General features: G+C 60.1%; 8 protein-coding genes. 4 read left to right on the forward strand and 4 right to left on the reverse strand.

What is annotated here, in order from left to right:
• Window positions 1–3: 3 nt before the first annotated feature.
• The 3 genes from ACSYTG_RS02005 (at window position 4) to ACSYTG_RS02015 (ending at window position 4,464) form a co-directional block, all read left to right on the forward strand.
• The gene (locus tag ACSYTG_RS02005) at window positions 4–1,884 is read left to right on the forward strand and encodes an adenine deaminase (RefSeq protein ID WP_095349776.1); all 1,881 of its coding nucleotides are present in this window, start codon (window positions 4–6) and stop codon (window positions 1,882–1,884) included.
• A gap of 69 nt (window positions 1,885–1,953) precedes the next feature.
• Window positions 1,954–3,306, forward strand: a complete 1,353-nt coding sequence (locus ACSYTG_RS02010; RefSeq protein ID WP_095349729.1) for an NCS2 family permease — start codon at window positions 1,954–1,956, stop codon at window positions 3,304–3,306.
• Between the two features lie 120 nt (window positions 3,307–3,426).
• Window positions 3,427–4,464, forward strand: coding sequence for a threonine aldolase family protein (locus ACSYTG_RS02015; protein ID WP_354858620.1), 1,038 nt, complete (start codon window positions 3,427–3,429; stop codon window positions 4,462–4,464).
• 29 nt (window positions 4,465–4,493) lie between these two features.
• On the opposite strand, the gene ACSYTG_RS02020 is transcribed toward ACSYTG_RS02015, so the two are convergent.
• The 4 genes from ACSYTG_RS02020 to betC form a co-directional block, all read right to left on the reverse strand.
• A complete protein-coding gene (locus tag ACSYTG_RS02020) occupies window positions 4,494–5,771 on the reverse strand; it encodes an Hsp70 family protein (RefSeq protein ID WP_086645749.1) in 1,278 nt (425 codons plus the stop codon).
• Between the two features lie 135 nt (window positions 5,772–5,906).
• Window positions 5,907–7,133: an MFS transporter gene (locus ACSYTG_RS02025; protein WP_489783954.1), complete on the reverse strand. Its 1,227-nt coding sequence runs from the start codon at window positions 7,131–7,133 to the stop codon at window positions 5,907–5,909.
• Window positions 7,133–9,544: a TonB-dependent receptor gene (locus ACSYTG_RS02030; RefSeq protein WP_415420418.1), complete on the reverse strand. Its 2,412-nt coding sequence runs from the start codon at window positions 9,542–9,544 to the stop codon at window positions 7,133–7,135. Before ACSYTG_RS02030 ends, ACSYTG_RS02025 begins: the two co-directional genes overlap by 1 nt.
• A 7-nt stretch (window positions 9,545–9,551) precedes the next feature.
• Window positions 9,552–11,090: a choline-sulfatase gene (betC, locus tag ACSYTG_RS02035; RefSeq protein WP_415437043.1), complete on the reverse strand. Its 1,539-nt coding sequence runs from the start codon at window positions 11,088–11,090 to the stop codon at window positions 9,552–9,554.
• Window positions 11,091–11,209: 119 nt separating this feature from the next.
• Between betC and ACSYTG_RS02040 the strand changes: the two genes are divergently transcribed.
• Window positions 11,210–12,139, forward strand: a complete 930-nt coding sequence (locus ACSYTG_RS02040) for a LysR substrate-binding domain-containing protein (protein ID WP_095349735.1) — start codon at window positions 11,210–11,212, stop codon at window positions 12,137–12,139.
• Window positions 12,140–12,144: the final 5 nt, after the last annotated feature.

Below are 12,144 nucleotides of genomic sequence, written 5' to 3' on the forward strand. Positions count from 1 at the left end.
GTGATGAAGTCTGCATCGGAGATGATGTCCGGGAATGACCTGTTTATCAGTGCTGCCCAGGAAGTGCGCATCCGCCAGGAACTGACCCGTGTGGCCATGGGGCTGATCCCGGCCGATCTGGTGCTGCGCGTGGGCCGCCTGCTGGACGTGCATACGCGCCGCTGGGTAGAGCAGCAGGATATTGTTATGTATCGCCGCCGCATTGCCTGGACCGGCCCTGCGGGCACCTACACCGGCACAGCCCGAGCGCATGTCGAGCGGCTGGAACTTTCCGCCGTGCCCGGTTTTGGCGAGGTGCACAAGCATATCGAAAGCTCGCACCTGACCCCCGAATACGAGGCCGCTCTGGTGCTGCCACGCGGCAATACATGGACGTGCGAGGCCAGCCACGAGTTTTCCAACGTGGATGGCGCACATAACCTGTCGTTCTGGATGACGGCGCGCAGCCATGGTGTACCGCTTAAAATATTCCCGCTCCCCGGTTCGGCCGTGCCCCCCACTGCGTATGAGGGCGGGGGCGGGTATTATGGGTATGATGAACAGAGCGCCTTTATGGGCGGGAACCTGATGGTGCCCGGGCTGGACGAGGTTATGGACTGGCCCAGTGTGTGGAACCCTGAATCCCCTTCCTACGCGCGGTTGTGGGGTATGATTCAGGCAACATATGAACACCGTGGCGTGGTGGAAGGGCACGGGGCGGGCCTGCATGACACACGTTCCATTAACGCCTTTGCCGCGGCTGGTCTGGCCTCTGACCACGAAGTGCTGAACATGGCCGAACTACAGGCCAAGTTGCAGGCCGGTATTTTTGTGGCGTTGCGGCATGGGGCCATTCCCGAACTGGTGCGGGGCATGCTGGATGCAGGCTTTGAGGATTTTTCCCAGATTGCGCTGACCACCGATGATCGTTCCGCAAGCGACACATTGCGCATGGGAGCCACAGACTATAATGTGCGCAGAGCCATGGAGGCTGGCCTGCCGCCAGAAATTGCCATTCAGTGTGTGACCATCAACCCCGCGCGGCATATGCGCCTGACCCCGTGGGTGGGCAGTCTGGCCCCCGGCCGCTTTGCTGATGTTGTGCTGCTGTCCGATGTGGCAGCACTGGACATTGCGGAGGTCTGGGCAGATGGCCAGTGCGTGGCGCAGAACGGGCGTTATATTGCGCCCGTGCCCGCTATTGCATGGCCCGCATGGGCCAGCCAGACCATCAACATCACGCGGGAGCTTGTTGCGGAGGATTTTGCCATTCCGGCTGATCCGGGGCGGCAGACCATGCAGGCCGCCGTGCTGCGCCCGTTCCACTGGGCGGATGATTTTCTGGTGGAAACCCTGCCTGTGCAGGATGGGCAGGTGCAGCGTGATACCAGCCAGTGCATTACCAAGTTTGCGGTTGTGGACCGCTATTCCGGGCAGGGCAGGGTCGGGCGTATGTTCTGGCGCGGCTGTGGCCCCAGCACGCCCGATACGGCTGTGGGCTGCTCGGTTGCGCATGACCAGCATAATATATGGGTCGTCGGGTCGTCCGATGCCGCCATGGCGCAGGTGGTCAACCAGATCCGCAGGCAGCAGGGTGGTTGGGCACTGGTGCGGGACAATACCGTGCTGGCCACGGTCCGCTACGAGGTTGGCGGGTTAATGACCGCCCGCCCGGCCGAAGCACTGGACGCGGACATGCAGGAACTTTACGCACAGGCCCGGACAATAGAGTGGATGCATGAGCCCACCTATTCCAAAAACTGGCCGGAGGGTTTTCCCGAGCGGCTGTGCTTTGCAACGCTTACCTGCTCGCCGTGGCGGTGGGTGCTGGTGGCCCCCAACCCCAGTGTGCCCGAAGGGTTTGTTAATGTTCAGACCGGGCAGACACACCCCATTGTCTGGTAAGGGCAACGGGCAGCGCGCCGGTGTGGCGGAGCAGCCCACTGGTCGCATAAAACTGGAGTGCTGTTGATTATGAGAGCCGTTTTATCCCTGCAAAAGCTCTTCCGGTTTAATGTGGCGGGCCACCAGTCCAGCGTGGGCACGGAGGTGCTGGCCGGGCTCACAACCTTTGGCGCCATGGGGTATATTATTGCGGTCAATCCGGCCATTCTGGCAGCAACGGGTGCCAACCGGGCGGATATGATTACCGTAACCGTGCTGGCCGCCATGTGTGGCTCCCTGCTTATGGCGTTTTTGTCACGCCTGCCCATTGCGCTGGCGCCGGGCATGGGGTCCAACGCGGTTTTTGCTCAGGTTGTCGTGGTTAAAATGGGCCTGTCCTATGGCACAGCGCTTACCATGGTGCTGGTGGGGGGTATTCTGTTTACCTGCCTGTCGCTCAGTAATGTGCGCCAGCATATTGTGCGGGGCTTTCCCGCCTCTATCCGTATTGGGTTACAGGCCGGTATTGGCCTGTTTATTGCCTATCTGGGCCTGCGCAGCGGGGGGCTGATTGTAACGGACCCAGGCGGGGGCGTTGCCTTTGCGGATTTGCGCTCCCCCTCGGTCATGGTGGTTTTTCTCTCGCTTTTGCTTATCGCGGCACTGGTGGCGGCCCGTGTGCGGGGGGCCATGCTGCTGTCCATTCTGGCGGTTACGGTGGCGGGGCTGTTTATCCAGACCTCTCCGGGCCATGTCATGACCGTTCTGCCTGCGCAGGCGGTGGCTCTGCCCCATGCGCCCAGCGCGTACCTGTTTGCGTTTGATACGACCGAGTTCTTCCACAACTTTTTTCTGGTCCTGCCTCTGACTCTTTATTTTTTCCTGTCCGACTTTTTCTCCGCCACAGCGACCATGATCGCGGTTACGCGGCGGGCGGGCATGATGGATGCGCAAGGCAATTTTATGAACTCCCGGCGTGCGTTTCTGGCCGATGGGCTGGCCTCCATTGTGGGGGCGTGTCTGGGGAGCCCGACCGTGGGGGCGTATGTTGAATCCGCAACCGGGGTGGAGGCAGGCGGGCGCACGGGCCTGACAACCCTGACCGTAGCCATACTGTTTGGCCTGAGTGCGTTTTTCTGGCCCCTTATTGCCTGTATTCCCCCACAGGCCACCACCGCAGCACTGGTGATGGTGGGGATTCTGATGATGGAAGGCCTGACGGAGCTGGATATATCCGACCCGCTCCAGAGTGTTTCTGCTGGCATGATCGTGCTGCTGACGGTCACAACCGCCAACCTTATGATCGGGATTTGTGCGGGGTGCTTTGCCTACACGGTCATGGCGGTTGCTACCCGGAGCTGGGCGCGGCTGACACCGGTTTTCCTGCTGACCAATGTCCTGCTGGTGATCTACCTTGTGCTGGTGACCTACACGGTCAACTAACGCGCCCCTGTGCCAGACGTATTGATGTAAAAGGCCATGTGCGCAGCCTGCGCGTGGCCCCCTGTTGTCCACAGTGGTTAAGGCTGCGTGCCTGCCACAATGCGGTAAAGATGATGAGCGATGAACACGCGCCAGCAATTTACAAGCGATAACTACGCCGGGATGTGCCCCGAGGCATGGCAGGCCATGATGCAGGCCAATGTTGGCTCGTTGATCCCCTATGGGGAGGATGAATGGACCAGCCGGGCGGCAGACGCTTTTCGCGCCCTGTTTGAAAAGGAGTGCGAGGTCTTTTTTGTCTTTAACGGCACGGCGGCCAATTCACTGGCGCTGGCGGCTCTCTGCCAGTCTTATAACAGCGTGATCTGTTCCTCCTACGCGCATGTGGAAACGGATGAGTGCGGAGCGCCCGAGTTTTTTTCCAACGGTTCCAAGCTGCTTGTCGCCCGGACGGAAAGTGCAAAGCTGACCGAGCAGGATGTCAGGCTGTTATCCACCTGCCGGAGCGATATTCATTACCCCAAGCCACGGGCCGTAACCATTACGCAACCGACCGAGACGGGGGAGCTGTATTCCCTGTCCGAAATTCGCACACTGGCGCAAACATGCCGTGAACTCGGGCTGTATCTGCATATGGATGGCTCACGCTTTGCCAATGCGTGCGCTGCCCTTGGCTGCACACCGGCCGACATGACATGGCGGGCCGGGGTGGATGTGCTGTGTTTTGGTGGCACCAAAAATGGTATGGCCGTCAGTGAGGCCGTTCTGTTCTTTGACCGCGCCTTGGCTGATGGTTTTGATTACCGCTGCAAGCAGGCCGGGCAACTGGCCTCCAAAATGCGGTTTTTATCCGCCCCATGGGTGGGTATGCTCGAGAGCGGGGCATGGCTGCGTAACGCCCGGCATGCCAATACCTGCGCACGCAGGCTGGCCGAGCAGGTGGTGGGCCTGCCCGGTGTTTCGCTCATGTTTCCGGTGCAGGCCAATGGTGTTTTCATTCATGCACAGCCTGCTGTGCTGGAGCGGCTCCGGGCCTGCGGCTGGCGCTTTTATACTTTTATCGGCGGAGGGGCGCGCTTTATGTTCGCATGGGATGCGGACATGGCAGAGGTGGACCGGCTGGCAGCAGACATAAAAGCCTGCGCCAGTGCGGCCTAACCCCCAAAGGGCAGGAGGGCAGGCAGCTTTTACGCTGCCGCCAGAGCCAGCCCTTCAGCGACCGAGACAAACTCCCCGCCCAGTTCCACCTTTTCGGCCCCAAAGCGGGAGGTAAACAGGGCGCGCACCGCAGGCACAAACGATGTGCCACCGGTCAGGAACACGCGGTCGATCTGCTCGGGGGGGAGGGCTGCTTCCTGCAAGGCGGCATCTATGCCTGCGCCCAGCCTTGCAATGTCGGGCGCGATCCAGCGGTCAAAATCCTCACGCTGGATGGTGGTGTGAATATCCAGCCCCGGCTGCGTAAAGTGCAGGTCTGCCGATGTGTGGGTGGAGAGCGCGCGCTTGGTGGCCGATACGGCGTTGTAGAGTTCCTGCCCGCGCTGTTCACGCACGAGTTCGATCAGGTTCTTCAGCTTCTTTGGCTCGGTGGCAGTGCGCGCCACATCCTCGATTTCGTTCAGGATACGCGGTGTACGCATGAGCGAGAGCCGGTGCCAGCGCGCCAGTGCATGGTACCATTCAACCGGTACGGGTAATGGTTCCCCCCCCATGATGCGGAAGGTGCAGTCCCGCCCAAGGTAGGGAGCCACCACGTTGTCTATGATCCGAAAATCAAACTGGTCCCCTGCAAGCCCAACCCCTGCATGGCCCAGTGGCTGCGTTGCGGTCTGGCCCTTGGGGTCAAAACGCACGACGGAAAAATCGCTTGTGCCACCACCAAAATCCCCGACCAGAACCGTTGCGGGCCGGTCCAGCCGCTGCATGAAGCGCCAGCCCGCGGCCTCTGGCTCCATCATAACCGTAACATCGGCAAAGCCTGCCTGGGCAAAGGCGGCGCGGAGCCGGGTTTCCCCCAGAGCATCATCGGCATTATCCCCCACAAAATGCACGGGGCGGCCCACCGTAACATGGCACTGGGCGGGGGAAAGCCCACCAAGGGCCATGAGTTCCTGCAAAAAGGTGGCAATCAGGCTTTCAAGCGACAGGCGCTGGCCAAAAACCTGTGTCTCGCGAAAGCTGGCCTGTGCGAGATAGGATTTCATGGACATGATCAGCCGCGTTTCGGCCGGGTCATCCAGATGTGCTTCAATGGCATGCGCGCCAACTGCGCGGTGCTGCACGCGCCGCCCGCCCTCCATGTCCTGCCATAAGGCCAGCAGTGTGCGGCAGGTTTCCGAAGGCTCACCATCAGGCGTGGCAAAGCGGATGGTCTGGATCGTGCGGTCGGGGCGCGCAATGACAATAACACTGTTGGTTGTGCCAAAATCAATGCCGATGCGGGTGGGGGCGGGTAAGGAGGTCATAACCGGCGGAAAATAGAACCCGCTCCCCCTGCTTGTCCATGCCTTATATGCGCAGGCGGGCAGGCTATGCTGCCTTTTGTGCCGCCTGCATGCGGCATGCCTTACGCGGTGTGCTGTCTGGGGCTGGTTGTGGCTTTAGTCCGGGCCTGTGCCCGTGTTTGGCCCACAGGCGGAATAGGCGGGCTGGGAGGCCTGCTGCATGTTGGGCCCGGGCCTGCCCGCATGGGGGCGGGTTACGCGCAGGGTGGCCAGAGCCGCGCAAAGGCACAGCGCAAGGCTGAACAGGCCGGTCCACAGGTAAAGCCCATGTGTTTGGGTGGCACTGGCAAAGAGCGTTGTTGCCGCCTGAGAGAACATCCACGCCCCCCCAGCGCGGGAGGCCAGCTTGCCCGTGGGGTCCACAAGGCAGGTCAGGCCGACAAGGCTGGGGTAAACAAAGAACCACGCAGCATAATTCAGGACAAAGGCGGTGCAGAACAGCCATGGCGTGGGCGGGCAGGCCTGCACCACGCAAACGCCGCCTGCCAGTACAAGGGCGGGCACAAGCAGGGGGCTGGTTATGTGCCTGCGGCTTTGCAGCACCGTAGCAAGGCAGACCACAAGCCCCGCAATATTGGCAACAGCCGACAAAACCCCAAAAGAGGAGGGTGCCAGCCCAACAGAAAGGCCAATCCGCTGGGTAAAAGGCCATACCGCCAGACTGCCCCCGGTGTAAAACAGCACGGCCAGCAAAGCCCACATAGGGGCCGCATGAGCCGGGGCGGCATAACCGGCCTGCGGGTTGGCGCCGGGGGTGGGCAGAACCGTATCGGGCAGAAAAAACAGGAGTGGCAGCAGCACAACAACAAGCCCTGCCAGTGCCAGAAAAATACCTTTCTGCCCCGCCAGTGCACTGGCATGGGGGAGCAGCAGGCTTGCCAGACTAAAAACAACAGTCTGCACCACCATAACAAAGGCCAGCACAAACACAGGTTTGCCCAACCGGCTGGCCCCGATATTGACTACCGCATTCAACCCGCCAAGGCAGCCGCCGGAGAGCACGCGCAGGGCCAGCAGGGGCCACACCCCCACGGCAAAGGCAGAGCCTGCCTGTGCGACAACCAGCCCAATGCCAGCCAGCAGGGCCACCAGACGCAGCCTTAACCGGGCAGACAGGGGGGCTATGGCGGTCATGGCCACGGCATAGGCCAGCATTTCCACACAGCTCCATAACCCGGCCTGCATGATGCTGAACCGCCCGCCACGGACCAGCTCGCCCACAGCAAACGGGCCAAGCGAGTTCATGCTATGGGCTGCGCAGTCTGCCGCACTGATTGCGGCCAGCACCAGCAGCCCGGCCCGGTTGCGTAGCCCCCCGACCATTACAGCGCCCGCATGACTTCAAACCCGAAGGCGCGCAGGTCGCCCGGATAGCGGCTGATATTGCGATTGAAAAATTCGCCAAACGCGTTGGTGTAGGTCATCTGGTTGGTGACGTTATGGAGCCAGAAGGCCACTTCCGTTTTTTCATCCACCGAGTGCCATGCCACGCGCACATTGCCCGTAATAACCGGGTTTTGCGAAAAAGCATGCCGCACCAGAGCCTGCATCTGGGGGGATGCCAAAAAGGCGGCAGGGGTTGTGGCGTGGCTGTCCGACCATGCCTGAAAACGGTAGCGGCTTGTGTAGCGCCAGTCTGTCTGCACCGTAAAATCCCCAAAGGAGACAGGGATTTTATAGCTAAGCAAAAAGTTGGCAGTTACGTGTGGTGCGCGTTCAAGCGGCTGGCCGGACAGGTCCACCGGGTTACCACCATTAAACGGGGTTGGTGCACTGGCGTTTTTGAAGTTGGTGTAATGTGCGTCCTGGTAGGTTACGCCAAAGGAGCCAAACAGGTTTTGCAAGGGGCGTACCTGCCCTTCAAATTCAAAACCGTTCGATACCGCCTGTGCGGCATTGGTCGTGTGGGTTCCCGTATTTTGCAGGATGGTGACCTGCATGTTGTTGTAGTCGTAATGAAAGCCCGAAAGGTTGAGCTGCGCCTTGCCGCCCCAGATCCGTGCCTTTACCCCGCCTTCGTAATCCGTCAGCTCTTCAGGGTTGTACAGGCTGAAGTCGGATGTGGTGGCCACATAGGTGTTGTAGTTGCCGGTCCTGAAGCCACGGGCATAGCGCAGGTAGGCAATAATGCCCGGTGCTATACGGTATTTAAGGCTGGCGTCCTCGCTGTCCTTGTTAAACGTCTTGCTCAGGGGTGGGCCAACCATGGCCTGCCCCGTATTGGGGTTGAGGTAGGTGTTGGTGCTTGTGTTGATGTAGGTGAGCGCACGGTTGCTGGTGTTGTAGGGGTTGGAAGGGTCTGTGTTATAAGCCCATGCCTCCCCATTGGCGCTGCGTGTTTCCGAGGTAAAGCGCCCGCCAATATCCAGTGTCAGGCGGGAGGTCAGGTCAAAGGACAGGGCCGAGAACACGGCAGCATCCTGCGTGCTGATGTTAAAGCTGGAGGCATTGCCCCCTGTGCCAAAGCTGCTGTCTATGGGGCTGTACAGGGGCTGCTGGCTATAGGACTGGGTGAGGTTGCGCATGTAATAGACGCCGCCCACATAACGTATTTTTTTGTTCTGGGGAGAAACAACCCGGACCTCGTTGCTCAGCACCCGCGCAACGCCGCCGATGTTTTCCTGATAATCCACGGGGGCGGGGCTTGCATCATCATCCGAAAAAACGTTGAAGTGGTTCCACTCCAGCGCAAAAATGTTGGCAAGGCTCCAGCCGTTTTCAAAATCATATTTGGCATTGACCGACAGGCCCGCCCGCCGGGTGGTGGCATCCGTGCGCCCGTTGTTCTGGATATTACGGGTGGAGGTCTGGGTATAACCCTGTGCATCCTCCCCACCGGGCAGCAGGCCCACATGGTCTATGGGCACCTTGGTCTTGTTGCGGCCAAGGTGCATTTTAACCAGAATGGACAAATTATCGACAGGCTTGGCCAGAATCTGCCCGCGCATATCGTAATACTGGTAGCCTCCCGTGGGGTTCTTGTGGCTGCCATTATAGTACTGTCCGTCGTAATCCCGGTTGACTATGGCAAAGCGGGCCATCAGCTTGTCTTTTATAATAGGCCCGCCCAAGGCACCTTCTTCCCCCCACAGGCCGTAATTGCCTGCTGTGCCACGTACGTAACCATCCAGTGTATTGGTAGGTTTTTTGGTATAGTAGGAAACCATGCCCGCCGTGGTGTTCTTGCCCTGCAAGGTGCCCTGTGGGCCCCTGAAAACCTCTACGTGGTCCAGGTCATAAATCGGCACACCCTGCGATGCCCCGCTATCGAGGAACACATCATCCTCGGAAACACCTACGGCGGTTGTCATGTTGGCCGAAAAATCGTTGGTGCCAATACCGCGCAGGCGGTAGCGCGGGTTGGCTGAACCGGATGTGGTTTCCGCCATAAGGCCGGGCACATCCCGGGCAAGGCTGAGTGCGTCACGCACCCCGGTTGTTTGCAGGGTTTTGCCACTGAGTGCCACAATGGATGCGGGCGTTGTATTGGCCTGCTGCGCGCGCTTGTTGGAGCGGACCGTTATTTCCTCCAGCTTGCCAGTATTCTGCGGCGCGGTAGCCTGTGCCACAGCGGGTTTGGCAGCTGTAGGGCGTGGGGCGGTTTTGGGTGCGTTGGCCTTGGCCTGCTGCTGTGCGCTGGGCAGGCTCTGCTGGGCCGCACTGGCCGCGTAAACCGTACCGGTGGAGAGCACCAGAGCAAAGGTGATCCGGTGCGTAAAAGGGGTGTGAACCATGGCTGTTCTATCCGTTCCTCTGGTAAGGCAGCCGTGATTCGGCTTCGAGCTGTTCCAGAGGTTTGTGATTTCTGATGTATTGGCGGTGTGCGTTTGCGGGGGGCTGGTAGTCCCATGGCGTACAGTGCCCCGTGGCCAGTGCCTGTTTGATCAGGGCGCGCCGCTGCTGGCTGGCCAGCACGTTGCGGTGCAGGGCGGCAAAGTCCCAGCGTTGGTAGGCTTCGTGCAAAAATGCGGCGGCGGTCTGGGCGTGCTCGGGGTGGGCGGCCAGATTACGGGTTTCGTCCGCATCATGGTGGATGTTGTACAGCTGGTCCGGGTCTTCGGGGGTGTGGACAAACTTCCACGGGCCACGGCGGATCATGACGGTTGGCGCAAAGGTGCCTTCGCCCAGATATTCCCCAAAAATCTCGTCTTTTTCCAGAGGTTTGCCTTCAAGGCAGGGGCTCAGGTCGCGACCATGCGTGGAGGGGGCCGCCGGGGCATTGGCCAGCGCGCACAGGGTTTCCCCCACATCGGCCAGGCTGACAGCCTGCGTAATGCGGTGGGCCTGTGCCTGCTCTGGCAGGGCAATAATAAGCGGCACGCGGCCTGCCCCCTCGCGGAAGGACATTTTGTACCACTGGCCATGTTCGCCCAGCATTTCACCATGATCACTGGTGAAAACAATGGCGGTTGTCTTGTCCAGCCCGGTTTCGGCCAATGTGTCCAGCAACTGTTTGAGCTGGTGATCTATGTAGGAAATCGCCCCAAAATAGGCGCGGCGGGCGCGCAGGATGTCTGCCTCCGTTGGCGGGGCTGCGTTAATGCCGCAGGCTTCGCGGATGCGCAGCTCGGCCGGGTGCGTAGGATCGGGCGCAGCCACACGTGGGAGGGGGATGGGGGTGTTCTCGTAAAGATCCCACCATCTGGGGGTAATGTTGAACGGGTCGTGCGGGTGGGTAAAGGAGGCCACAAGGCAAAAGGGGCGCTGCTGGTTTTTTGTGCGGGCCAGATCGTACAGTTTGCGCCGGGTGGCAAAGGCAACTTCTTCATCAAAATCGAGCTGGTTGCTGCGCAGGACAGGCCCGGCATTGAGCACGGAATCCATGGAATGGTACCAGTCCGGGCGGGTATTGCGGTCGCTCCAGTCGGGCACCCATGTAAAGTCGGCGGGATAAATGTCCGTTGTCAGGCGCTCTTCAAACCCGTGGAGCTGGTCCGCCCCGACAAAGTGCATCTTGCCCGCCAGAATGGTCTGGTAACCGCCAAGGCGCAGGCGGTGGCCAAAGGTTGGAATGTCGGAATGCCATTCGCAGCCATTGTCATACACACCATTGGCGGAGGGCAGCAGCCCGGTCATGAACGCGCTGCGGGAAGGCCCGCACAGGGGGCTGGCCGTATAGGCATTGGCAAAAACCGTGCCGTTTTTTGCCAGCCTGCTGAGCGTGGGCACCTTAACAACGCTGGGGTCCTGCCCGCCCAGCAGCGCAGGCAAAACGCAGGCCGTAAGCTGGTCGGCCACAACCACAAGAAAGTTCAGAGGCGTTGCGGACTGCTTGCTCATAACGTGAATTATCCCGAACCACAAAACAACACTATGATGATCGTTAGTTTTTATATAAGCACATAAAATATGTTATTTGTGATGTATGTTCATACTTATCCGTGGTATAAGCTGGCGTTATGACCCCCAACCAGACCGAGTATCTGCTCCGCTCCCTGCGGATTCTGGAAACCATAGGCAGGCGCGGCAGCTTTAGTGCCGCGGCAACGGAGCTGGGCATGACCCAGCCCGCCATAAGCCAGCAGATTGCCCAGTTGGAGGGGGTTCTGGGCCTGACCCTGTTCCGCCGGATTCATAGGGGGGTTACCCCCAGTGATGCGGGGCAGGTTCTGCACGCTGTGGCGGCAGATGTGCTCAGCCGGTTGCAGGCGGCCATGCAGACCATAGATGCCCGCAACACGCCCAAAAGCCTGACCGTGCTGACCGATTACGGGTTTGCCGCCAACTGGCTGCTCCCCCGTCTGGCGGATTTTGAGAGCCGACACCCCGAACTGGACCTGTGCCTGCTAACCACACAGGCCCGCCAGATGGGGGGCGTGGCTGATCAGGCGGATATTTCCATCCTGTTTGGTAAAAAACCCGAGGCCGCAGGGGGGGAGAGCCTCCGCTTGTTCGCCGAGGAAGCCTACCCCATATGCAGCCCCCGCTATCTGGCGCAAATGGGTGCGCTGTCCACCACCGCCGATCTGGCGCGTGGCCGCCTGCTGGACCTGGATAGCCCGGCCCAGCACTGGTTTACGTGGGAGGACTGGTTCAGGCTTGTGGGGCAGTCTGCCCGGCCTGCGGCCCGCACCAAAAATTCCATGCTGTTTGGGAATTACCCCTTGCTGTTACAGGCTATTTTGCAAGGTCAGGGTATTGGGCTTGGCTGGCGGCCGTTAATAGATGACTATCTGCAAAGCGGGCAGATTGTGCTGGCATGGCCTGTGCCGATCTGTAGCGAGAGAGGGTATTTTTTAACCATTAATCCCGATAAGCAGAACCGTGCCGCCGCCTTTAAGCTCTGGCTGCTGGAGCAGGCGCAAACCAGCCCGTTTGCCCCGGCATAAGTGCG

It is taken from the genome of Acetobacter sp. ESL1128 (genome assembly GCF_058505085.1).

What these genes read in the sequence shown, in the direction of transcription:
- ACSYTG_RS02020 (WP_086645749.1), bottom strand. Translation starts at nt 5,771, where the DNA reads ATGACCTCCTTACCCGCCCCCACCCGCATCGGCATTGATTTTGGCACA.
- betC (WP_415437043.1), bottom strand. Translation starts at nt 11,090, where the DNA reads ATGAGCAAGCAGTCCGCAACGCCTCTGAACTTTCTTGTGGTTGTGGCC.
- ACSYTG_RS02015 (WP_354858620.1), top strand. Translation starts at nt 3,427, where the DNA reads ATGAACACGCGCCAGCAATTTACAAGCGATAACTACGCCGGGATGTGC.
- ACSYTG_RS02040 (WP_095349735.1), top strand. Translation starts at nt 11,210, where the DNA reads ATGACCCCCAACCAGACCGAGTATCTGCTCCGCTCCCTGCGGATTCTG.
- ACSYTG_RS02030 (WP_415420418.1), bottom strand. Translation starts at nt 9,544, where the DNA reads ATGGTTCACACCCCTTTTACGCACCGGATCACCTTTGCTCTGGTGCTC.
- ACSYTG_RS02010 (WP_095349729.1), top strand. Translation starts at nt 1,954, where the DNA reads ATGAGAGCCGTTTTATCCCTGCAAAAGCTCTTCCGGTTTAATGTGGCG.
- ACSYTG_RS02005 (WP_095349776.1), top strand. Translation starts at nt 4, where the DNA reads ATGAAGTCTGCATCGGAGATGATGTCCGGGAATGACCTGTTTATCAGT.
- ACSYTG_RS02025 (WP_489783954.1), bottom strand. Translation starts at nt 7,133, where the DNA reads ATGGTCGGGGGGCTACGCAACCGGGCCGGGCTGCTGGTGCTGGCCGCA.